Genomic DNA, 23,027 nt, shown 5'->3' with positions numbered 1-23,027 from the left:
TGTTCGTCTGTGAAACGGCTGCGCTTCATTCCCTGGTCCTCTCAATGGGCCAGAGCTTACTTCAAAATGGATTATTTCAACGGGGCAAGGTCAAATAGTGTGGACTTTCCCACGCCGGAATGGCCGCAAATTGTTACCAGCTCGGGAGTTCCGGTGGTGGATACGCGACCAAAGGCGTCCACTAGCGAGGCGATTGCCAATTCTCTTCCGTAAAGCCTCTCCGGCATCAACAGTCGATCAGGAATATCGAAACAGCCCACGTCAAAGGGATTGATGTGCCCACCGGTCTGTAAGCCCGCTAAACAGAGCCCGAGATCGTATTCGACGCCAGCGGCTGTCTGGTAACGGTCGTCGGCCGTTTTAGCCAGGAGCTTCGTTACGATTTTAGAAATTGTGGCTGGGATACTCGGTATTCGTTCGTGCGGCGGAAGAGGCGCCCGAGCAATGTGGCAATGAATCAATTCTAATGGGTCAGACGTGGGAAATGGCAATTCCCCCGTCAGCATTTGATAGAAAATCACTCCCAGCGTGTAGAGATCGCTTCGCGAGTCGATCGAGCGGTTCATCCGGCCCGTTTGCTCGGGCGCCATGTAAAGAAGAGTGCCGGCAATAAACTCTGGGGGATCCAAAGCTTGGCGTTCGCGAGGTAGTCGGGATGCATGTCCGAAACCAGTAAGATGCACGTTAACGCCGGCGCTATCCGCCAGGATATGAATCGGCCTGAGGTTTTTATGAATAAGCCCGGTCCGGTGCATCTGCCGAACCGCTGCAACCGTTTCTATAGCCAAATGGAGAAACTGGAGGATTGGCATTGGTTTGCCAAGTTTGCGATCCAAACCCTCGCCACCGGGATCGGACAATATTAGCATTGTCTTATCCCGCTCCCGGACGAATTCCTTTGGAAGGACGGCCCACGCACTGTCCAGGTAATCTCTGAGTTGATACTCGTTCTCAAGCTGGGCAATACTTGTAGGTCGGGGATAGGGTGAAGCTAGACGCAACGTGAGAAAGTTGTGAGGTGACCCATCACCATCAGGAAACGCCTCTCGAGAGAGAATGCGCTCGCCGTCTTCCCAAAGGACGTTCGTACCGCCTCCGCGCGGGTCAGGCGAGGTCTGGGAATCCATCCGTCAAGCTCCACGGTTCGTCGCAAATGAGTGCCGAGGGTCATTTCAAAAGAGCACGGCCGAAACACCGACCATCGCCGTGAAGGATCCGACAACTACAGGTGAGATTTAGGACGTCGCTTCGTTATTTGAGGCGCAATGCTCGACAAACAGTGTTAAGCTCAAGCCAGTATTCCTGATCTTGTTGCTCGCCGCCCTCACGTCCTTTCGGTGTCTCAGCGATCTTGCACCTCGGTAGTCACCGGCAGCTCAGCGGAAAATACCATCTTTAGCTGACAATTATATTCTGTTTTGCGATAAATGAAACATATCATCCGACCGGCCGCGAACTGACAATCACGGCTCCCTGAAAGCACCCGTTTGCATGTGAGGGAGGATTTAATATGAGGAAACTCGCGCTGGCGGCGCTCGTAGCCGCAGCCATTTGGGTGCCACAAGGTCTGGCGTTCGCTAGCTCCACCATCATTATGGTAACTCATTCTCCGCCGTCCGATGCGTATTGGGTGAGTGTAATAAAAGGATTGGAGCAGGCCGGGAAAGATTTGGACCTCAGCGTCCAATATCGAGGCGTGGAGAATAACCTCAACGATCCCAATCAGCAGCGTCGAAATCTCGAAGCTGCGATCGCGGCGAAGCCTGACGGGATCATAGTTTCCGATCCGACGCCATCGTCATTGAACGCCACCATCAAGAAGGCGTCGGATGCTGGCATTCCGGTCATTCTCGTAAACCAGGGTGGCGATCAGGTTGCAAATGTGGGTGCGCTTGCCTTCGTAGGCGACGACCCCGGTACACAAGGCCAGATGGGCGCTGCCCAGTTCAATTCATTCGGGTCCAGAAAAGCGCTGATAATAACTGCCCCTCCCGGAGCTTTACCTTTCCTCGATGCGCGCACGAACGGGTTTAAGAAAGCATTCAAGGGAACGTCGACACTGGCAGAAATCCCGCTGTCGGATTTCAACAACGCCAATCGGATAAAATCGATCACGGAGTCGGAACTACAGAAAGACGGATCGATCGATGCGGTCTTTTCCATTGGCGGCTGCTGCATCACGGCGATGATGCAGGTCAGATCAGACCTTGGGGAGCGGGCGCGGGATATCCACTGGGGCACGATCGATATGACGGCCAGCGCAATTCGATCCTTGAAATCTGGAGAACTTGACTTTGCTCTCGATGCCCAGCAGTACGCGCAGGGCTACTATCCGGTGGTCATGTTAGACTTATATGTGCGTCAAGCGATCCGACCGGCCGAAGCCCGGCTGATCACCGGTCCCGTAGTTATTACCCCAAGCAACGTGAATCATATCGAGGCCACTGGTCGATGACAGTCGAGCGTTGGGGCGTATGATATGGAAGCGTCATCTCAACAGGGGTGCAACGAGAAGGCGGGGGCGAAAAGCGGCTTGTCAATACTAGCTCGCCCAGAATCGACCGCCCTGGTTGGCACTGTCGTGGTGTTCAGTTTTTTTGCCTTCTTTACCGGCCACGCTGGGTTTCTGACGTTACCAATGACGCGCAATTATCTGGAAGTCGGAGCTGAGATAGGGATTATCGCCGCGCCCGTGACGTTGCTGCTCGTTGCGGGGGAATTCGACCTCTCTGTCGGGGCGAACGTCGCACTGAGCCAATCAATCTTGGGTTATTTGATGGTGTATGGCGGTTGGCCGGTCGCCGACGCGTTCTTAGCCGCCATTCTCATCGCGTCAGTTGTTGGCGCGGTCAATGGGATCTTGGTCGTCAAGACTAAGCTTCCTTCATTCATCATAACCCTTGCCATGCTTTTCATCCTTCGAGGTATCGCCCAAGGCGGGCTGCGAATGCTCGTTGGCACGACGACGATCGACGGAGTTCGAGATCATGCCAGCGAGGACCGACTCTCGTTTTTGTTCGCGTCTTCGATTGGTCCGTTCTCAGTTTCGCTCGTTTGGTGGCTTGTTGTGACAATGCTTGGCGCATGGGTTCTCGAAAAAACGGCCTTCGGCAACTGGATTTTCGCGACGGGGGGAGATCGCCGTGCCGCGCTGCAGTTGGGGGTCCCAGTGCAAGTGGTGAAAGTGACCCTCTATATAGCCGTTGCAGTTTCGACAGTGTTCGTAGCGGCACTGGACATTTTTGCGATCAATCAGAGTGATGCGAACGCGGCGACAGGACGGGAATTCGAAGTGGTGACCGCCGCAGTAATTGGTGGCGCCCTGCTGACGGGGGGGTATGGCTCGCCGATCGGTTCATTTTTGGGCGCTCTCTTGTTCGGTATGGTCGAACAAGGCTTTTTCTTCACGCCACTGCCCGACGTTTGGTTCATGACGTTTCTTGGCGTCGTGCTCCTTCTCGCGGTGCTGGTAAATAACTACACCAGGCTAAAAGCTTTGAAACCACGGAGGAGCGGCGATATCGGGCGAACCCTACCTTGAGACGGTGAACGTTACAAAATTCTACCGTGATGTGGCAGCGTTACGGGACGTTTGTCTTTCCGTCCGATGCGGAGAAGTGGTCTGTTTACTTGGCGACAATGGGGCCGGCAAGTCCACGCTAATCCACATTCTGAGTGGGGTAGAGAAGCCCGACCTCGGCACGATACGTGTGGGTGGGATCGATGTGAAATTAGGTTCTCCCGCCCAAGCACGCGACAGAGGTATCGCCACGGTATTCCAAGATCTCGCTGTCGTACCGATGATGCCTGTATATCGCAATTTCTTCCTCGGGCGTGAGCCCACAATTGGTTGGGGGCCGTTCCGACGGTTCAACTCAAAGGCAGCGATCGCTATCGCGGAGAAGGCTTTGCGCGACTTCGGCGTCAGTTCAGCTTCCGTGCGCCTTCCCATAGGGACGCTTTCCAGCGGTCAACGTCAAGGCGTAGCGGTAGCAAGAGCCCTCCATTTTGGCGGTCGTATCCTCATTCTTGATGAACCGACGTCAGCCCTTGGGGTCAGACAGGTCGAAGTAGTGCTCGGGTATGTAAGGCGTGCCAAGGATGCGGGCGTGGGCGTGATACTCGTGACCCACAACGTGCAACATGCCTACGCGATCGGAGACACCTTTGTTGTGCTATTTCTCGGACGTCACGTTGGAACATTTGACAAATCGAACTTAACGGAGGCCCAACTGACCAGGATGATGGCGGGTGTTATCTGAAAAAGGACGGCCCTTCTCCCGAAGGGTTTGGGCCCAGCTACCCACTGATCAAAGCATAGGAGTGGTTGAAATGATTACGAAGCTCGTTCAGCCGCGCTCGAATAGCGATCCGGAAAAGCCAATTATTTTTATAGTTGATGATGACGTGTCCGTCCGAGAGTCACTTGGACATTTGGTTCAGATTGCTGGATGGAAGCCGGCAGTGTTTGCGTCCGCGGAGCTTTTCTTGGAAAACGCTGCGACTCCAGGTCCTTGCTGCTTGATTTTGGACATCAATATGCCGGAGCTCAATGGGTTGGAACTTCAACGCGTCATGGCGGCGAAGGGGATAAATATGCCAACTATCTTCGTGTCCGGGTACGAGGAGGCGCGCAATACTCACGCAATGAATGGAGGCGCCGTTGCATTTTTAACGAAACCCATCAACTCCGCTGAGTTGCTGGAAACCGTGAGCACGGCGCTGGCTTCCTGGGAACCGTCCCCGTAAACATCGTTGCGCCTTGCCGTTGGCACCGTCGGCTATCAACCCGGGCATCAAAAGGCGTACACGCCGTCCGGTTTCCAAGACACCGTCGCGCCTCGGCCAATGGACCTGAGCGACATCTCCCGGACGGTCGCAGACTATGCCAAAGCGGCATGCCTAGCGCAGTCGGCAGGTTTCGAGTGGAGCTGCACGGCATCAGCACCTGCTTGATCCCGACCTTCCTCTATGAACGGCACAATCAGAGAACGGATGACTACGGTGGTACAGCTGAGAACCGGGCACGGTTCCCTCCCAAGGTCATCGATGCCCTTGTGGACACCTGAGCGCCTGGAAGCGTTCGAATGAAGCTCAGTCCGGGTCTGAAGGCATGGGAAATCTGGTCGCTGCAAGAGCGACCTTGGCGACCTTCGAGTCCCTGGTTGGGATCAGGTTACGGGGGTGAACCTAGAGCCTGGAGCCGCCTTCTTGACCGCATCCTTGAGACGCTGAAGGATTGAGATCTTCTCTGCTCCGATGAAATCCGGTTCGATCAGGTCGGCGTAGCCGAAACGACCAGCCTGATTGACGTGGAACTTGATCTGATGATGAGCAGCGGTGATACGAAAGGGGCGTGGCTTTGCATGCCTGGATCTTAACGCACGACAACATCTCGAAGCCCTTCGGGCCATCGCCCTCGTATGAAACCTCAACGACATGGGGCTTCTCCGGGTCGCGCAGATCGGAGGCATGTATCCAGACCAAACGAGCTTGGTAATCATGTCCGTGCCAGTTTGCAATTACTGCGTCTGCGATGTCCTTTCACCTGCCGAAGTTGATTCCTGCTTTGTTCCCTAAGACATTTTCCGGGCACCGAAGTGCCCGGAAAATATCTGCGCGTTGACCAAGATGGTCACCTTAGTGGCATTCCCAGCGGCGCAATGAAGAACTCAGTGGCTCCCTGCAGCATCGAGCATCAGCTATCAGCTGCAGCCGCTCGTTGCCCCGCATGTGTCGCACTTTTCGCATGTCCCGTTGCGGACCATCGTGAAGTTCTGGCACTCGGAGCATATGTTGCCCGTGTAGCCCTGCATGATGGAGCGGGCGCGGCGTTCGGCTTCGACCTTCTTGGCTTCCGTCTTGGCCGAAGCCGCGTCGGCGGCTGCCTTGTCGGAGAAGAGGGCGGTTGCCTGCTGCTGCGCCTCGGTCGTGACTTCTTCGAGCACTTCCTCGGCGATCTCTTCGGCCAGTTCCTTTGCCCGCTCCTCGTAGTCGCGCTTGAAGGCGACGATTTCGGAGGAGGAGACAGCGAGCGTCGGTTCGATCTTGCGGGCCGCAGCGCCGGCAAAGGACGTCACCGTGGCGCCGGAGGAAGCACGCGCCGGAGCTGCGGTAGCAGAGCCCTTCGGCTCACCGCCGGCCTGACGTTCATTGCCCGTTACCAGCGTCGGCTTGTAGCCGCGGGTCCAGCCGGTCGAGACGAGGTTCGTCTTGCCTTCCTGGATGCCCTTGCCAAGCGCCGTGTTCGAGAAGTCCGACGTATCGACATGCGCCAGGTCGTGGCGGCCGAGGTAGGAGACGGCCAGTTCGCGGAACACGTAGTCGAGGATCGACGTGGCGTTCTTGATCGCGTCGTTGCCGATGACCATGCCGGCCGGCTCGAACTTGGTGAAGGTGAAGGCCTCCACATATTCCTCGAGCGGCACGCCGTACTGCAGGCCGAGCGAGATCGCGATGGCGAAGTTGTTCATCATCGCACGGAAGGCGGCCCCTTCCTTGTGCATGTCGATGAAGATCTCGCCGAGGCGGCCGTCGCCGAATTCGCCGGTGCGCAGATACACCTTGTGTCCGCCGACGGCGGCCTTCTGGGTGTAGCCCTGACGGCGGTTCGGCAGCTTCTCGCGTTCGCGGGTGACGCGCTCGACCACGCGCTCGATGATCTTCTCGGTGATGGTGACGGCCTGGGCGGCGACCGGCTGCTGCAGCAGATCCTCCAGCGCGTCCTCATCGTTCTCGTCTTCGATCAGCGAGGCGTTCAGCGGCTGCGACAGCTTGGAGCCGTCGCGGTAGAGCGCGTTTGCCTTCAGGCCGAGCTTCCAGGAGAGCATGTATGCGCTCTTGCAATCGTCGACCGTCGCGTCGTTCGGCATGTTGATCGTCTTGGAGATCGCGCCCGAGATGAACGGCTGGGCGGCCGCCATCATGCGGATGTGGCTGTCGACCGAGAGATAACGCTTGCCGATCTTGCCGCAGGGGTTGGCGCAATCGAAGACGGCGAGGTGTTCGTTCTTGAGGAAGGGTGCGCCTTCCAGCGTCATTGCGCCGCAGACGTGAACGTTGGCGGCCTCGATATCCTTCTTCGAGAAGCCGAGGTGCTCGAGCAGGTTGAAGCTCATGTCGCCGAGCTGTTCGTCGGTAACCTTCAGCGTGCCCTTCAGGAAGTCGGCGCCGAGCGTCCACTGGTTGAAGACGAACTTGACGTCGAAGGCCTGCTTCAGCGCGCCGTTCAGCGCCTCGATCTTCTCGTCGGTGAAGCCCTTGGCCTTCAGCGAGCCGGGGTTGATCGCCGGCGCCTGGTTCAGGTTGCCGTGGCCGACTGCGTAAGCTTCGATCTCGGCGATCTGGCTCTCGGAGTAGCCGAGCGTCCGCAACGCTTCCGGAACGGCGCGGTTGATGATCTTGAAGTAGCCGCCGCCGGCAAGCTTCTTGAACTTCACCAGCGCGAAGTCGGGCTCGATGCCGGTCGTGTCGCAGTCCATGACGAGACCGATCGTGCCGGTCGGCGCAATCACGGTTGCCTGGGCGTTGCGGTAGCCGTGCCTTTCGCCGAGCTCGAGAGCCTTGTCCCAAGCGCTCTTGGCATGAGCTGCGAGATCCTGGTCCGGGTTTTCCGAGTGGATCAGCGCGACCGGGTTGATCGACAGGCCTTCGTAGCCCGTGGTCTCGCCGTAGGCGGCGCGGCGATGGTTGCGGATGACCCGCAGCATGGCTTCGCGGTTCGGCTTGAACATCGGGAAGGGGCCGAGTTCGGACGAGATTTCCGCCGAGGTGGCGTAGGAAATGCCGGTCATGATCGCAGTCAGCGAGCCTGCAATGGCACGGGCTTCGTCGCTGTCATAGGGAATGCCCGACGACATCAGCAGGCCGCCGATGTTGGCATAGCCGAGACCGATCGTGCGGTATTCGTATGAGCGCTCGGCGATCTGCTTCGACGGGAACTGCGCCATCATGACGGAGACCTCGAGAACGACCGTCCACAGGCGAACGGCATGTTCGTAGTCTGCGATGTCGATGCGCTTGGTGGCGGCATCCTTGAACTGAAGCAGGTTCAGCGAGGCGAGGTTGCAGGCCGTGTCGTCGAGGAACATGTATTCCGAGCACGGGTTGGACGCACGGATCGAGCCTGCGGCCGGCGAGGTGTGCCAGTCGTTCATCGTCGTGTTGAAGTGCAGGCCCGGATCGGCCGATGCCCATGCGGCGTAGGAGATCGATTCCCACAGGTCGCGCGCCTTCAGCGTCTTCATGACCTTGCCGTCCTTGCGGGCGGTCAGGTTCCAGTCACCGTCGTTTTCGACAGCGCGCAGGAAGTCGTCCTTGATCGAGACCGAGTTGTTGGAGTTCTGGCCGGATACCGTGAGGTAGGCTTCCGAATCCCAGTCCGTGTCGTAGGTCTTGAACTCGAGGTCCTTGTAGCCCTGCTTGGCAAACTGGATGACGCGACCGATATAGTTTTCTGGAACCTGGTCCTTCTTGGCAGCGCGGATTTCGCGCTTCAGGGCAGGGTTCTTGTTCGCATCGAAGCAATCGCCATTGTCAGCTTCGCAGTTGACGCAAGCCTTCATGATTGCCTTGAGATGCTTGGCGACGACCTTGGAGCCGGTGACCAAGGCAGCAACCTTCTGCTCTTCTTTCACCTTCCAGTTGATGTATTCCTCAATATCCGGGTGGTCGATGTCGACAACCACCATCTTGGCCGCACGGCGCGTCGTGCCGCCCGACTTGATGGCGCCCGCTGCACGGTCGCCGATCTTCAGGAAGCTCATCAGACCCGACGAACGACCGCCGCCGGAAAGCTTTTCGCCTTCGCCACGGAGGTAGGAGAAGTTCGAGCCGGTGCCGGAGCCGTACTTGAAGAGACGGGCTTCGCGGACCCACAGGTCCATGATGCCGCCTTCGTTGACGAGATCGTCTTCAACGGACTGGATGAAGCAGGCATGCGGCTGCGGATGTTCGTAGGCCGACTTGGACTTCACCAGCTTGCCGGTGAAGGGGTCGACATAGAAGTGGCCCTGGCCGGGGCCGTCGATGCCGTAGGCCCAGTGCATGCCGGTGTTGAACCACTGCGGCGAGTTCGGGGCAACGCGCTGTGTGGCAAGCATGTAGGCAAGTTCGTCCTTGAAGGTGAGGGCGTCTTCCTCGGACGAGAAGTAGCCGCCTTTCCAGCCCCAGTAGGTCCAGGTGCCGGCAAGACGGTCGAAGACCTGGCGCGCGTCGGTTTCGGAACCGTACTGCTGGTCCTTCGCAACATCCTTCAGGGCCGCGTCATCGGCAACCGAACGCCACAGGAAGGAAGGAACGTCGTTTTCTTCGACCTTCTTCAGCTTAGCGGGGACGCCGGCCTTGCGGAAATACTTCTGCGCCAGAATGTCGGCGGCAACCTGGGAAAACTGCGCCGGAACGTCGATGTTCTCGAGGCGGAATACGATCGACCCATCCGGGTTCTTGATCTCGCTCGTCGCCTTGCGGAATTCGATGTCCGCGTAAGCGCTCTGTCCTGCCTTCGTGAAACGGCGTTCTATGCGCATTTCTCTAACCTCTAGCTTGCGCGCCCCGTCCCCGTTGACCAAGGCGCAAGTTTCCACCTCCGGCGGCGCCGTGAGGAGCGCAGCCAGTTCTCGTTTCCGTATCGTCACAGGAGTGTCATCCGGAGATGTTCATCCTGTATCTTGTGGTGACGGTGGCTGCAAACACTAAATATAGTATTAACAGCTTATTATCGCCAGCCCCGGACGTCACTTTTCGGAAGATAAAAAATCGCGCACGAAGCCCCTCATGGCGGTCATCCATCATGGACGCAACACCCTGATTCTACGCTCGATTTTTGAAAAGAACCGGCCTCGTTAATTCCGGTCCAACTGCCGCAGCAACATCGGAACCTATTAAGTTGGAATCAGGCGATTCCGTCAAGAGGTTGTTTTTAACGAAGCGTTCACCACAACATATTGTGGATCGGGCTGTGGACACTGGGGAAAAGAAAGTCGTGCAAGGAATTCAAAGACTTGCGAGCTTTGACCGCTCCAAAGTCGAAAAAATCTAAGAAAAGTTGCGACCGTGTTGATTTGGTTGCAGCTTTTGCTGGCCAAATGCGGCAGCCGATTCGTTGAGGATAATTTCAGTCACAATGCGTCAATCGCAATGGTCACCGTTGCGATCCCTATAGGCGTTCCGTTTTCATCCTTGATCACAAAACTCGCCTGCGTTTCCAGCAATTGCGTCTGTTCATCGCGCTCGGCCCGATCGATGAATATCTCGTCGGTCTGTTTGGCGAATGTTTTGAGGAACTTATCTTCGTCGCCCTGCCAGTAGTCGGATGTCATGGTGCCCTGGCCGACATTGAGGCCATGACGATCGGTCACGAACAATTCGACGATGGTGCCCTGCGAATCATCCTGCTTGGTCTTGAGGTATCGCGACACCGGCTTGTTGAGCAGACGTCTGACCATCTCCCAGCCGCCGCTCTGCACTTCGGCGCGGTAGGTGTTGTCGAGCACCTGGATGTGCGCGTCACTGATATTTCCGAACTTAGCGTTCTGATCTTCGATCGCCTTCCGGACGATCGGCGTATTTACCATCGGCTTGACGACCGTCTCGACATATTCCCGTACCACGGACACATAGGCCGGTTCGGCCGACATGGCCCCAGGCGAGAGACAGATGCCAAGCCCCAAAGCCGCAACCGTCCCGACGTAGCCCCAACGCATCATATTCGTTCCAACGTCGCGTCCCGCGACCATGCCTCTAAACCAATCCCCCAAGGTGACGCCGTTGTCGCGCGGGATTGTGGCTCGGAAGGATAAGGTCTGCAGCGGGCGCGCGACAGCGGAATCCGAGGAGTTAGTTAAACAAAGATTGGTGCAATTTTAAATTGCCGCCATCTCGTCTGGTTGTGCCGAGGGAGCCGTCAGCCGCGACTGCCCTTGGAAATCGGTTCCTGATAGGTGAAGCCCATGTCCCAAGGGAAATAGATCCAGGTATCCTGGCTGACTTCCGTGACAAAGGTGTCGATCGTCGGCACGCCCTGCGGCTTTGCGTAAACACAGGCAAAGTGTGCCTTGGGCAGGATGGTGCGCACTTCCGAGGCTGTCTTGCCGGTGTCCGTCAGGTCGTCGATGACGAGGACGGACTCGCCTTGGTCGGCAGTCAGTTCCGGCGCGATGCCCTTCAGGAGCATCATTTCCCCCTGATTCACATAGTCATGGTAGGAGGCGACGCAGACCGTTTCGATCAGCCGGATATTGAGCTCGCGCGAGATAATGGCTGCTGGTACCAAGCCGCCGCGCGTGATGCAGACGATCGCTTTGAAATCGCGCTTAAGGCCGGCGAGGCGCCAGGCGAGTGCGCGCGCATCGCGGTGGAACTGATCCCATGAAACGGGAAAGGCTTTATCGGGAAGGGACATGGTTTGCTCCGCGGCATGAATGATGACACGCCGTTCGCCGGCGGCCGGGACAAGACATTCCGCTCGGCCAAACGCAAATCGCGCAGCCGAAACTGCGCGATAAGAGGACCGAAGCCGGAGCTCGTCATCGGTCGCCGCAATTAGCGGAATCCGGGGGCAAAACGCAAGCCCCATGATTCCTAGCGCGACAGCAGCGTCAAGGCCGTCATCGATTGCAACAGCGTCTTCGTCGTCCCGCCGAAAATCATCTGCCAAAGCCGCGAATGGGTGTAGGCGCCCATGACGAGAAGGTCGATACTGCTGTCCGACAGACGATTTTCAATAATTGTTGACGCCGATTTGTCCGCACTTTCGGCGGTCGCCAGGGTGACTTTGACGCCATGGCGGGAGAGAGCCGCGGCAATGTCGGCGCCGGCGACAGCAGCGGATTGAAGTGCATTGTCGACGGGATCGACCGAGAAAATCTCGACTTCATCGGCCGCCTTCAGGATTGGCAGTGCATCGAACGCCGCGCGCGCCGCTTCCCGTGAGCCGTTCCAGGCGATGAGCACCCGCTTGATCGGTTTCGGCCGGCGCAGCACAAAGGGGATCATCAACACCGGGCGGCCGCTTTCGAAGAGAAAGTTGTCGATGTCGACGTGACTGTCCGACGGCTTGGCCGGATCTGCCTGTGACGCGATGAGCAGGTCAGCGCTTCGAGCGCTTTCGATCAAGGGTGCCGTGCCGTAGCCGGTGGATGAGGCAAAGCTGCGCCACTGAAAGGAGACACCTTCAGCCGCTGCCTTCTTGCGGAAGATGCGTTCGACTTCGACCGTTTCCGCATGCGCCATATCCTGTAGCGCCTGCACGGCGACGGGATCGGGTATTTCCATCGGCGCCACGAGCGGCACGACAGCGACGGTTTCCGCATGAAGGCCGATAACATGGGCATTGGTCTCAGCGGCAATGGCAAATGCAAAATCCGCTACAGCGGGAGCGTTGGCGACGGTATCGAGAATGGCAAGTATGGTTTTGTAAGACATAAACAATTCTCCTTATGCGGATGAAATCAGTTAATCTTCAACGAGAATGCGCCGGCGAGGGCGCCGGTTCCTTGATGCACATCAAAGGCGATGCGGAACCTCTCTCATACTAGGCCTCTGCCGAGCGATTTTCCGCAACCTCCTTTGCCTGGCGAATGGTTTCGATCATGCCGCGCACGTCGGCTCGTGCCGCGTCGATCGCAGTCTGGGAGCGGCCACGGACGACGATTTCGGTCGAGAACGCTTGCCCGACGTATCGGGGGTAGGAGCCTATGTTGGTCTCCGGATGAGCTTTTTGGATGGCAGCCAGCGGCGTGCCGATGTCACCCTCTCCGAAGGGGCAGGAGATGCCAAGCGAGAGCACCCGTGTGCCGGTGCGCAATGTCGGGATGACCGCGTCGACCATGGCCTGGAAGACTTGCGGGACGCCGGCCATCACGTGAACGTTGCCGATAACGAAGCCTGGAGCGGTGGAGACCGGGTTACGGATGTGGCGCGCACCTTTTGGCATCCGGGCCATTCTCTTCCTGGCGTCGGTGAATTCAAGGCCGCGACTGGCATACATGTCGCCGAGTAGTGTCATTGCGTCGGCATCGTATTCACACGGCAGCCCGAATGCTGCCGATACGGCATCGGCGGTGATGTCGTCATGGGTCGGCCCGATGCCCCCCGAGGTGAAGACATAGTCGTATTTTGCGCGCAACGCGTTGAGCGCTGCGACGATCGCACCTTCCTCGTCACCGACAATACGGACCTCCTTGAGGTCGATGCCACAGAGAGTCAGCACATCCGCCAGATGGCCGATATTCTTGTCCTTGGTGCGGCCGGATAAAAGTTCGTCGCCGATGGCAAGCATGGCGGCGGTGACAATAGTCTCATTGGTCATGGGAAATTTCCGAACATTTGGATCCCCACATAGGTAGCGCCCTTCGTCGGTCTTGCAAACCGGGTCGTCGCCGCTACGTCACGCGACTGGCTGCAAGTATTTTTTCGTCTATGGCCATTGAACAGTGCGTTCTGCCACGTGGGGCTATGTTGATGGCGACTCGCTGCTAAGTTTCCACCGCTTACGAATTCAAACACAAATTCCCTGATGGAGATAAGTAAATGGCGAAGGTACTCGTGCTCTACTATTCGGCCTATGGCCACATCGAAACCATGGCCTACGCCGTGGCCGAAGGCGCAAAGTCGACTGGCGCTGACGTTGTTGTCAAGCGCGTTCCGGAACTGGTCCCAGACGAGGTTGCCAAGGCGTCCTACTACAAGATGGACCAGGCCGCGCCAGTTGCCACCGTCGATGAACTTGCTGATTATGATGCCATCATCGTAGGCGCCGGCACGCGCTTCGGAACCGTTGCGTCGCAAATGCGCAATTTCTGGGATCAGACCGGAAGCCTTTGGTTTGCCGGAAAGCTGGTCGGCAAGGTCGGCTCCGTTTTCACCTCGTCGGCGACGCAACACGGCGGTCAGGAGTCCACCATCCTCGGCTTCATCCCTACCTTCCTGCATCAGGGCATGATCGTCGCTGGACTCCCCTATGCTTTCCAGGGCCAGATGGGCGTTGACGAAATCAAGGGTGGTTCGCCTTATGGCGCCTCCACCATCACTGACGGCGACGGATCACGCCAGCCTTCCGCGATTGAATTGGAAGCCGCCAAGTATCAGGGCGCACACGTCGCCAAGATCGCCGCGAAGCTCGGCTGATCGATTCTATCCTGGCAGGCGCGGCTATCAGAGTCGCGCCTGCTTCAAGGCGCAGCCAGTTTGCCGGCTGCGTCAGCCGTAGAGTTCGTGCAGCTTCACTGCGTAGAAAAGAAGCGGTATTCCAAGGACCGCAATTGCGATCATGAGTGCTGTTCCCGCCCGGAACAATTTGAGACGTCGCGTTCTCGTGCCATCCCAATCGTAAACCATCGCCTTACTCCCACAAGACAGCTTACAACCATGCGCAGCCCCAACCGCGATCCTTCTGGCGCGCGCATACAAGCACATTCGAAAGCGATGATAAAGAGCAGCTTCCAGCGGCTGTCTGCTGTGGCTGCGGCGCGAGAAGGCTGCGCTGCCGTAGTCAAGGCCCCTTTGGCGGCACGACAAGGCGGATTAATCAGGCTACGATACGACAGCCACCGCAAAATTTCGGACCGCTAAATTTGGCTAGATAGTCTTGAAGCGCTGCCGCCCATTCGGTCTGTGGCGCTTTGTTGCGCCAGTAGCGCTATTTCGACACGGTTTCGCAGGCCAAGCTTGGCGAGCAGTCGCGAGACGTGAAACTTGACGGTCTTTATCTGGACGCCGGTGGCTTCGGCGATCTGACGGTTCGTCTGGCCCCTGCCGATCAACGCGAAGACGGTGGCCTCCTTTGCGGAGAGTTTTGCGACAAGACTGTCTGTTTTCCGGCCTGCCGAGACATTGCGGATCACGTCGTAAAGCCGCATGCCGATGTTCGATGAGAGATAAGAGTTGCCGGCGGCAACCGTTTGGACCGCCGATATCAGATCCGGAGCCATCGAACCCTTGAGCAGGTAGCCCGTGGCGCCGGCTTCCAGCGCTTCCAGAACATCGTCGTCTTCCTCGGACACCGTCAGCATGACGATCTTCACCTCCGGCCATTTTTGCCGGATCTCGCGCGCCGCGGCGATCCCGCTGCCGGGCATGGAGATGTCGAGAAGGATCACATCGGGCTGACACTGTTCCGTCAGTGCGATTGCCTCGTCCTTGGTTGCGCCTTCGCCCACCACCTTGATTTTTCCGGATGCCGAAAATGCCTGGATGACGCCCATTCGAAACAGCGAATGATCGTCAGCGACAATAACCGAAATAGCCGATTGCATGCCCAATTCAGTGCTCCATGTCGATCGTCATCTCCAGCCGCGTACCCTTGGGGGTGCGATTGGCAAAAGTGAGTGCTCCGCCGAGGCTCTCGACACGCTGCCGCAAGCCGTGAATGCCCATGCCGCCGATATGCCGGGCGGTGGATTGTTCGCCCGGCTTCAGGCCGTCATCACACACTGCCAGCATCAGCTTCCCATCGACAAGTGCGCATTCCACCTTCTGGCCATTGGCGCCGGCGTGCCGATGAGCATTGTTGAGGCCCTCCTGCAGGAAGCGATAGATGCAGGTCTTGATCGCAACCGGCAGCTCTGGATTGGCCCGGCAAGGCTCGAACAGAACCCTGCTTCCCGTGCGGGCCTCGTGGTTGCGGATGACCCTCGCGACGATCTGGTCGAGGCCGAGGCGCTCGATATCCGGCAACAACAGGGAGCGTGCGATCGTCCGAATTTCCGCCAGCGCCTCCGATAGCGTCGAAGACACCATGTGCAGCGCGTCGTCACGCTCGCCGCGGTTCTTGGCAACCCGAACGGGCTCGAGCTGCAGTAGGGCGTAGCTGAGGAGCTGGCCCGGGCCATCGTGCAGATCCGCCCCGATCCCGCGTGCGAAATTCTCGTTCATGGTCGCCAAACGCACGGAAGCCTCGCGATCCCGCTTTCGCAATTCCTGCACCTCGTCGCGCGCGCGTTCAGCCTCCTCGGCGCGGCGATTGAGGAGCTTCCGCTGCCGTTCGATTGTCATGCTCGCCCGATGTACGATGCCGAACAGCCCAAGCATAACGAGCGCGGATGTGGCTGCAACTATGCCCCAGCTCTGGAATTGCAGCTGCAAAAGGTGGTCGCCAACCACGGCGGCGTCCTCATGAATTTCGGCAACCGCAAAGACCGCGCCCGTATCCTTGTCGTGAATGGGGCTGTAGATCTCCAGATAGGACGTCGTGAAGTTTCGCTGGGTATGTTCATCCGCTTCTAAGTCGGCGTGTTGCGCCGCGACCTCGCCCGCAAGCGCACGCTTCATGCCCTCTGGAGCATTGAAGCGTCTGCCGACAAGCTCCTTCGAAAGCGAGTAGGCAACCGTGCCATCCGGCAGCCAGACCTCTAGATACGGAAAACGCTGCCGGACCTCAGGCGCGGCAAACAGTCGATCGAGTTCGGCCACCGCGGTGCTCGACAACTGGGTCGTGACCTCAAGTTCCTGCGCGATCGGCTGTATCATCCGCTGAACCAGCAGAGCGGTCGACGCCGCACGGCTGTTGGTTGCGTTGCTGACGAGGATCCCGGCTATTAGATGTCCCGCGATCGTTGCTGTAATCAGAATAAGAAGGCCGCTTGCCAACAGGAAACGAACAGAGAGTGTCTGCCGCGCAATCCAGTCCTGTGTCGGCAATCGAATGCGCGTCGCGGCAGAGGAGACGCCAACAGCCCTGGAAACTCGCGACGTCGCACTATCCGTCTTTCCTTCCGCGGGGATCCTTTCAAGCACCCGTTGCCTCCTCCAGAGCGCACATCTCACCTAGGTAGGTGACCATACTCGCAATATCCGGCCGGATTTCCAGCAGAAAATCAAAACACGATGAAAGTCGATCCGGAACTGGTCAGAGGTCTAGGTAAAGTCTGGGCTCTGACGGATCCAATGTAAAACCAAAGCACGATTTTTCGATCGGACGTTAATCGAATACTTCGTCGGACTTTCTGTCGTTCAAGTAACGTCCGGTATTTGTCATTCTTGACTATGGTCAAATGACGAGTTCATCGAAGCTCGGCTTTCGACAAATGGGAACCGCAGAACCAGCCAGCTGCCGTCAGGCAGGTGGAATGGCGAAGCTTTGAAAAGCCGCGACGATCGCGCACCGTGGAGGATAGAATGGTCCAGCTCAACAAACATGACCTCGAGTTCATTCTGAAGCAGATCAAGTTGGCTGAAGCGCACGCGGCAGGAACGCCGCTGACGGAACTGGTTTCCAGCCAACTCATCCCCTACGGACTGCGCACCGTGGATGGCAGCTATAACAATCTCGCGCCGGGCCAGGAGCATTTCGGATCCTCCGACCAAATCATGCAGCGGCTGCTCGACGCGCAGTTCAACACTGCCGAAGCAGGCACCAGCTATACCCAAACCTCTGGGAACGTCTACGACTCGCAGCCACGCGTGGTCTCGAACCTGATTGTTGACCAATCGATCGGCAATCCAGCCACCATCCTCTCGGCACTCACCAATCTCGGTCACAGCGATCCCTATGCCTTCCTGGGCCAGACGGCGAATGCCAACGCCTATCTTGCAGCCGTCGACGCGTACGAGGCCCATGCAGCGGCTGAAAAATCGGTCGCTGCGGCCAAGGGCGCCCTCGCGGCGCTTTACTACAGTCCGCTGCCACCGACACCGGAAGCCGTCGCTTCAGCGCAAGCAGTCATCGTCGCGGCAGAAGAGCAGGCGGATGGGGCGCTGGCAGTCAAGAACCTTGCCTACAGCACGATGGAACAGCTGCTCGGTGTGACGATGGAGGGTGACTGTGTTCTCATCCCCAACGTATCTGCCGACCTCGGTGATACCGCGCCGTTCAATGGATTCTTCACGCTCTTCGGCCAATTCTTCGATCACGGCCTCGATCTCGTCAGCAAAGGTGGCAGTGGAACGGTCTATATTCCGCTGCATCCGGACGATCCGCTCTACGTGCCGGGAAGCCCGACCAATTTCATGGTGCTCACCCGCGCGCAAAACCAACCGGGGCCTGATGGCGTCGTCGGCACCGCGGACGACATTCGCGAACACACGAATGAAACCACCCCGTGGATCGACCTCAATCAGGTCTATACGTCGAACCCATCCCATCAGGTGTTCCTGCGCGAATATGTTCTGATTGACGGCCAACCGATGGCAACTGGGCACATGCTCGAGGGCCTCAACGGGGGACCGCCAACCTGGGCCGACGTAAAGGCACAGGCCCGCGATGTGCTGGGGATCGTTCTGACCGACCAGGACGTGCTCCGCGTTCCTGCGATCGCGACCGACTTTTATGGTGAGTTCATTCGCGGCATCACTGGGTTTCCGCAACTGATAACACTTACCGGTGCAGTCGAAGGCAATCTTGACGGCACCGTCGCCGCATCGCAGGCGCTCTCGGCCGGCCGCGCATTCCTCAACGATATCGCTCACACAGCAGCGCCTGTCTCTGTGGACGACGACGGCGATCCCTCAACGCCGCCGGTCCTGATGCCCGACGGCGATACCGATGTGGGCAACGCCGTGCCTGTCGACAATCGCGGCAACAATCTTGCCTACGACAACGAACTCCTCGACGCGCACTACATCGTCGGTGACGGGCGTGGTAACGAAAACATCGGCCTGACCTCCGTTCACCATCTCTTCCACCACGAGCACAACCGACAGATCGACGCGATCAAGCAGGAGCTGATCTCGGGGCCTGATGCCGATGTCGCCTTCCTCAACGAATGGCTTCTGGAAGACGTAGCCGCACTCCCGACGAGCCAGGCCGAGATCGACGCCCTTGTCTGGGATGGCGAGCGGCTTTTCCAGGCCGGTCGCTTCTCGACCGAAATGGTCTACCAGCATCTCGTCTTTGAGGAATTCGCCCGCGCGGTGTCGCCGAACATCGACCCATTCGTTTTTTCCAACAGCGTGGACATCGACCCCGCGATCGCGGCCGAGTTTGCGCATGTCGTTTATCGCTTCGGCCACTCGATGCTGACCGAAGATGTATCCCGCCTCAATTTGCTGCTCGGGGGGGACGGCGAAGTGACAGGGCAGGAACAGGCAGACGTCAAACTGATGGACGCCTTCCTCAATCCTGTGATGTTCGCCGCGAGCGGCGTCGACGCGGAGGCGGCCGCTGGGGCCATCCTTCGCGGCATGAGCCGGCAGGTCGGCAATGAGATAGACGAGCACGTCACCGATGCTCTGCGCAACAATCTCGTCGGCCTGCCGCTCGACCTTGCGGCACTCAACATGACACGCGCCCGCGAGACCGGCGTGCCATCCCTGAACGCTGCGCGTCGCGATTTCTATGCGCAGACCCAGGACAGCATGCTGAAGCCCTACGAGAGCTGGTTCGAGTTTGCGCTGTCGCTGAAGAATCCCGCGTCTCTGATCAACTTCATTGCGGCTTACGGGACGCATTCGACGATCACCCTGGCGACGACGCTTGAAGAAAAGCGTGCCGCCGCAACCGCGCTCGTCCTAGGTGGCACGGGCGCGCCCCAGGATCGTCTGGACTTCCTCAATGGTACGGGTGGGTGGACATCTCAAGCAAATGGTGTGACGACGACCGGCCTCGATACCGTCGACTTCTGGATCGGTGGGCTTGCCGAAAAGAAGATGCCGTTCGGCGGCATGCTCGGCTCGACCTTCAACTTCGTTTTCGAAGCCCAAATGGAAAAGCTTCAGAACGGCGACCGCTTCTATTACCTGAGCCGTACTCAGGGCCTCAATCTCCTCAACGAGTTGGAAGCGGATTCCTTTGCACAGCTCGTCATACGCAACACCGACACCGAGGACCACAATGCTCATCTCAACGGTGCGGCCTTCCAGACGGCCGACTATATCCTCGAGATCGATCAGGCAAAACAGTTCAACGCCGGTTTGGATGCGGCGGATCCGATCGGCACCAATCCCATCCTCCAGGCGATCAATCCGCTCGTCATTCGCCAGGATCTCAATGGCGACGGGACTGTGGATTATCTCCGTTTCACAGGTGGAGAACATGTCGTGCTCGGCGGCAGTTCCCGCAATGACACGCTCATCGGTGGCGAGGGTGACGATACGCTGTGGGGTGGTGCTGGCGACGACCGGCTGGAAGGCGGCTTCGGCGTCGATCATCTGCACGGCGGCGATGGTGACGATATCATCACGGACAGCGGCACGGACGTTGGCGCTGCCGACGTCATTCATGGCGATGCCGGCGAGGACGTCATCAACGGCGGCAACGGCCTGGACCTGATCTTCGGTGGCGATGACAGCGACTTCATCTACGGAGGCAGCGAAAGCAAGACGATCAGCGGCGGCGAAGGCAACGACTTCATCCGCGGTCCAAGCGGCCCGAGCTTCATTGCCGGCAACGAAGGGGATGATTGGCTCGAAGGTGGCGACGGCTTCGACACACTTGCCGGCGAGAACTCGGAGCTGTTCTTCAACTCGACGATCATTGGGCACGACGTTCTGAACGGTCGCGGCAACGACAACGACTACGACGCCGAATCCGGCGACGACATCATGTTCCAGGGCCCCGGCATCCAGCGTAACAATGGCATGGCCGGCTTCGACTGGGCGATCCACAAGGGTGACACCCAACCTGCCAATTCGGACATGAATATCTCGATCTTCGTCAACCAGCAGAACAACATCTTGCGGGATCGCTTCGATCTCGTGGAGGGCCTTTCGGGCTGGACCGGAAACGACGTGCTGCGTGGCCGCGATGTTGTGATCGGCGCATTTGATGCGAACGGAAATGCCACGCAAGTCGATCCCGATGCCCCACTGGACTCCTATTCGAACGCGCTGCTTGCCAAGAACCTGCACCTCATCGACGGGCTGGAGGATCTCACGGCGCATCTTCAGCGCACCGAGGTGACGGTCGCCGGCAAGACCGAAACGATCGTCATGGATACATCCGATGCCTCGGACATCATCCTTGGCGGTGCCGGCAGTGACGTTATCGAGGGAATGGGTGGCAACGACATCATCGACGGCGACAAGTGGCTGAACGTTCGTATTCTTGTGACCCCAGACGCATCTCGCGGACAGAATTGGTCAGCGTTCAGCATCGATACGCTATCCGACATCCAGGCGAGAATGTATTCGGGCGAGATCAAGCCCGGCCAATTGCAGATCGTGCGTGAAATTTTGAATGGCGGTAGTGCCGACGATGTCGATACAGCGATGTATTGGGACAGCTTCGAGAACTACACCATAACCGGCAATGCCGATGGCAGCCTCACGGTCGCCCATACGACGGTCGGTCCGGCGGTCGTCGACCAAACCACTGGCCGAGCTCGCGAAGCGGATGGCACTGATCGATTGTTCAACATCGAGAAGCTTCAGTTCGCCGACAGGATCGTCGATACGGATATTTTCTTCAACTCACCCGCGACAGGCGCGCCCGTCATCTCAGATCAGACCCCCTTGGAAGGCCAGACTCTAACGGTGAACGTGGCATCGATTGCAGATGCAAACGGGCTGGGCACCTTCAGCTACCAATGGCAGTCCTCTGTCAACGGAACAACGTGGACGAACATTGCCGGTGCGACCAACGCGTCGTTTACCCCTCAGGACCTGCCGTTGACGCTTTTCGGCGCTCAGGCAGGGCTTCAACTCCGCGTCGTCGTCAATTTCGCGGACGGATTTGGCAATGCGGAGCAGGTTATTTCGGCTGCCACCGCTCCTGTTGGCGTCAACTGGAGCAGCCTCGTTGGCCTGGCGCCGTTCAACGGCACGGATGGCGACGATGTCGCGAATGGCGCACTGCTCGGTGAGACGCTGAACGGAAATGGCGGCAACGATATCCTGAACGGCGGCGGTGGCGGGGACACCATTACCGGCGGTGCAGGCAATGATACGATCAACGGTGGCGCCGGCAGTGACACGGCCGTCTTCAGCGGACCTATCACAAACTACAGCTTTGCTGCGACGCTCGCCGGCCAGACTGTGACACTCACCATTACCGATACGAACGGGGCGGAAGGAGTCGATGCGCTGACGGCCGTCGAAACGCTCCGTTTCGCAGGCGTCAACTATGCGATCGTGACCGGCAGCAATCTCGCCAACGCCAATCTCAATGGTGCGGCGGGAGCCAACGGATCACAGGCGATCCTCGGGTTCGATGGCGTCGATACGATCAATGGCGGTGCCGGGAACGACATCATCCTGGCCGGTGCCGGCAACGATACGATCACGCAGACCGGCAGTACCGGAGGTCGGGACTTCATCGACGGTGAAGCGGGCATCGACACCTACCAGCTCAATGGTGCCGTAGGCGACGAGGCCTTTGTCATCTATACCCGCACTGCCGCGGAGGCGGCCCTGAGCGGCATCGCGTTCCATCAGGCAACCGAAATCGTCGTCACCCGCAATGGCGTGGTGATTGCCGAACTCGATAATATCGAGGAAATCACCGTCAATACGCTTGCTGTCTCGCAAAATGACGGCAACGGAGTCCCCAACGGCGGTACGAGTAACGGCGACACGATCACGGTGGTCGGCGATTTCACCGAAACCAGCTTGAATTTCAGCACGATTACCATCGACGGAACGACCGGCAACGACACCATCGACATTTCAGCACTGCAGTCTGCGCACCGGATCGTGTTCAGGTCGAACGGCGGCAGCGACACAATTGTTGGGACGCTGCGGCCGCAGGATGTGATCGTGTTGGCGCCGGGCGCGGTCCTCGCCGATTACGCCGCGACTGACGCAGATGGCATGACCACGCTTTCGAACGGCACGCATACGGTCAGCTTTGCGAGCTCGGGCGCACCGAGCTTCCGGGAATGGGCCAATGACGACGAAGACGATCACGACGATGGGCAGAATGGGGGTGACGACGATGATGATGACAACGGTGATGGCAATGATTGCGGTGACGATGATGGCCAGGGCGGCGGCGATGACGATGGCTCCGATGACGGCGGCACGGATCCGCTTCCTGTTGCGGCACGGACGTTGATCGGGACTGTTGCTGGGGATGTTCTGATTGGCGCGGCTGGTGCCGATACGATCCTTGCCGGTGGTGGTGGGGATATCGTTGCCGGCGATGCGGGCAATGA

16 protein-coding genes are annotated in these 23,027 nt (G+C 58.5%); 7 read left to right on the top strand and 9 right to left on the bottom strand.

Going from position 1 to position 23,027, the window contains the following annotated elements:
- Positions 1 to 71: 71 nt before the first annotated feature.
- Positions 72 to 1,127: a protein kinase domain-containing protein gene (locus FHX16_RS30630; protein ID WP_259132067.1), complete on the bottom strand. Its 1,056-nt coding sequence runs from the start codon at positions 1,125 to 1,127 to the stop codon at positions 72 to 74.
- 383 nt (positions 1,128 to 1,510) lie between these two features.
- On the opposite strand from FHX16_RS30630, the gene FHX16_RS30625 reads away from it, so the two are divergent.
- The 5 genes from FHX16_RS30625 (at position 1,511) to FHX16_RS30605 (ending at position 5,069) form a co-directional block, all read left to right on the top strand.
- Positions 1,511 to 2,455: a substrate-binding domain-containing protein gene (locus FHX16_RS30625; RefSeq protein WP_259132065.1), complete on the top strand. Its 945-nt coding sequence runs from the start codon at positions 1,511 to 1,513 to the stop codon at positions 2,453 to 2,455.
- A gap of 24 nt (positions 2,456 to 2,479) precedes the next feature.
- On the top strand, positions 2,480 to 3,541 hold the full coding sequence (locus FHX16_RS30620) for an ABC transporter permease (RefSeq protein ID WP_183756770.1): 1,062 nt from the start codon (positions 2,480 to 2,482) through the stop codon (positions 3,539 to 3,541).
- Complete coding sequence (locus FHX16_RS30615) at positions 3,519 to 4,262, top strand: ATP-binding cassette domain-containing protein (protein WP_183756880.1); 744 nt, start codon at positions 3,519 to 3,521, stop codon at positions 4,260 to 4,262. Before FHX16_RS30620 ends, FHX16_RS30615 begins: the two co-directional genes overlap by 23 nt.
- Positions 4,263 to 4,332: 70 nt before the next feature.
- On the top strand, positions 4,333 to 4,749 hold the full coding sequence (locus FHX16_RS30610) for a response regulator transcription factor (RefSeq protein WP_183865078.1): 417 nt from the start codon (positions 4,333 to 4,335) through the stop codon (positions 4,747 to 4,749).
- Positions 4,750 to 4,898: 149 nt separating this feature from the next.
- Entirely contained in the window at positions 4,899 to 5,069 is a 171-nt protein-coding gene (locus FHX16_RS30605; protein WP_259132062.1) for a hypothetical protein, read from the top strand.
- Positions 5,070 to 5,705: 636 nt separating this feature from the next.
- Here the strand turns inward: FHX16_RS30605 and FHX16_RS30600 are convergent.
- The 5 genes from FHX16_RS30600 to FHX16_RS30580 all read right to left on the bottom strand — a co-directional run bounded on the left by FHX16_RS30600 (position 5,706) and on the right by FHX16_RS30580 (position 13,309).
- Positions 5,706 to 9,527: a vitamin B12-dependent ribonucleotide reductase gene (locus FHX16_RS30600; RefSeq protein ID WP_259132059.1), complete on the bottom strand. Its 3,822-nt coding sequence runs from the start codon at positions 9,525 to 9,527 to the stop codon at positions 5,706 to 5,708.
- A 591-nt stretch (positions 9,528 to 10,118) separates the two neighbouring features.
- Positions 10,119 to 10,706, bottom strand: a complete 588-nt coding sequence (locus FHX16_RS30595; protein ID WP_183756767.1) for a hypothetical protein — start codon at positions 10,704 to 10,706, stop codon at positions 10,119 to 10,121.
- A 197-nt stretch (positions 10,707 to 10,903) separates the two neighbouring features.
- Positions 10,904 to 11,401: a xanthine phosphoribosyltransferase gene (gene gpt, locus FHX16_RS30590; protein ID WP_114712411.1), complete on the bottom strand. Its 498-nt coding sequence runs from the start codon at positions 11,399 to 11,401 to the stop codon at positions 10,904 to 10,906.
- A 179-nt stretch (positions 11,402 to 11,580) separates the two neighbouring features.
- Positions 11,581 to 12,423, bottom strand: coding sequence for a universal stress protein (locus FHX16_RS30585; RefSeq protein ID WP_183865076.1), 843 nt, complete (start codon positions 12,421 to 12,423; stop codon positions 11,581 to 11,583).
- A 109-nt stretch (positions 12,424 to 12,532) separates the two neighbouring features.
- On the bottom strand, positions 12,533 to 13,309 hold the full coding sequence (locus tag FHX16_RS30580) for a competence/damage-inducible protein A (RefSeq protein WP_183865075.1): 777 nt from the start codon (positions 13,307 to 13,309) through the stop codon (positions 12,533 to 12,535).
- A 221-nt stretch (positions 13,310 to 13,530) separates the two neighbouring features.
- Between FHX16_RS30580 and wrbA the strand changes: the two genes are divergently transcribed.
- Positions 13,531 to 14,127 (top strand): NAD(P)H:quinone oxidoreductase type IV, encoded by a 597-nt coding sequence (wrbA, locus tag FHX16_RS30575; RefSeq protein WP_016553685.1) that lies wholly within the window; start codon positions 13,531 to 13,533, stop codon positions 14,125 to 14,127.
- Between the two features lie 72 nt (positions 14,128 to 14,199).
- Here the strand turns inward: wrbA and FHX16_RS30570 are convergent, their stop codons facing one another.
- The 3 genes from FHX16_RS30570 to FHX16_RS30560 form a co-directional block, all read right to left on the bottom strand.
- Positions 14,200 to 14,337: a hypothetical protein gene (locus FHX16_RS30570; RefSeq protein WP_016553686.1), complete on the bottom strand. Its 138-nt coding sequence runs from the start codon at positions 14,335 to 14,337 to the stop codon at positions 14,200 to 14,202.
- Between the two features lie 230 nt (positions 14,338 to 14,567).
- Positions 14,568 to 15,254, bottom strand: a complete 687-nt coding sequence (locus tag FHX16_RS30565; protein WP_246712851.1) for a response regulator transcription factor — start codon at positions 15,252 to 15,254, stop codon at positions 14,568 to 14,570.
- A 7-nt stretch (positions 15,255 to 15,261) separates the two neighbouring features.
- Complete coding sequence (locus tag FHX16_RS30560; protein WP_183865073.1) at positions 15,262 to 16,734, bottom strand: sensor histidine kinase; 1,473 nt, start codon at positions 16,732 to 16,734, stop codon at positions 15,262 to 15,264.
- Positions 16,735 to 17,115: 381 nt separating this feature from the next.
- Between FHX16_RS30560 and FHX16_RS31520 the strand changes: the two genes are divergently transcribed.
- Positions 17,116 to 23,027, top strand: a 5,912-nt coding sequence (locus FHX16_RS31520; protein WP_310503166.1) for a peroxidase family protein, incomplete at its 3' end; no start/stop codon positions are given.

Origin of the sequence: Rhizobium sp. BK661 (genome assembly GCF_024808825.1) — a bacterium.
Classification (GTDB): Bacteria; Pseudomonadota; Alphaproteobacteria; order Rhizobiales; family Rhizobiaceae; genus Rhizobium.
Note: the sequence above shows the minus strand (reverse complement) of the source record. Positions and strands in the feature narration are given on the sequence as shown.

What these genes read in the sequence shown, in the direction of transcription:
- gpt (WP_114712411.1), bottom strand. Translation starts at nt 11,401, where the DNA reads ATGTCCCTTCCCGATAAAGCCTTTCCCGTTTCATGGGATCAGTTCCAC.
- FHX16_RS30605 (WP_259132062.1), top strand. Translation starts at nt 4,899, where the DNA reads ATGCCTAGCGCAGTCGGCAGGTTTCGAGTGGAGCTGCACGGCATCAGC.
- FHX16_RS30620 (WP_183756770.1), top strand. Translation starts at nt 2,480, where the DNA reads ATGGAAGCGTCATCTCAACAGGGGTGCAACGAGAAGGCGGGGGCGAAA.
- FHX16_RS30610 (WP_183865078.1), top strand. Translation starts at nt 4,333, where the DNA reads ATGATTACGAAGCTCGTTCAGCCGCGCTCGAATAGCGATCCGGAAAAG.
- FHX16_RS30585 (WP_183865076.1), bottom strand. Translation starts at nt 12,423, where the DNA reads ATGTCTTACAAAACCATACTTGCCATTCTCGATACCGTCGCCAACGCT.
- FHX16_RS30600 (WP_259132059.1), bottom strand. Translation starts at nt 9,527, where the DNA reads ATGCGCATAGAACGCCGTTTCACGAAGGCAGGACAGAGCGCTTACGCG.
- FHX16_RS30625 (WP_259132065.1), top strand. Translation starts at nt 1,511, where the DNA reads ATGAGGAAACTCGCGCTGGCGGCGCTCGTAGCCGCAGCCATTTGGGTG.
- wrbA (WP_016553685.1), top strand. Translation starts at nt 13,531, where the DNA reads ATGGCGAAGGTACTCGTGCTCTACTATTCGGCCTATGGCCACATCGAA.
- FHX16_RS30595 (WP_183756767.1), bottom strand. Translation starts at nt 10,706, where the DNA reads ATGATGCGTTGGGGCTACGTCGGGACGGTTGCGGCTTTGGGGCTTGGC.
- FHX16_RS30570 (WP_016553686.1), bottom strand. Translation starts at nt 14,337, where the DNA reads ATGGTTTACGATTGGGATGGCACGAGAACGCGACGTCTCAAATTGTTC.
- FHX16_RS30580 (WP_183865075.1), bottom strand. Translation starts at nt 13,309, where the DNA reads ATGACCAATGAGACTATTGTCACCGCCGCCATGCTTGCCATCGGCGAC.
- FHX16_RS30630 (WP_259132067.1), bottom strand. Translation starts at nt 1,127, where the DNA reads ATGGATTCCCAGACCTCGCCTGACCCGCGCGGAGGCGGTACGAACGTC.
- FHX16_RS30565 (WP_246712851.1), bottom strand. Translation starts at nt 15,254, where the DNA reads ATGCAATCGGCTATTTCGGTTATTGTCGCTGACGATCATTCGCTGTTT.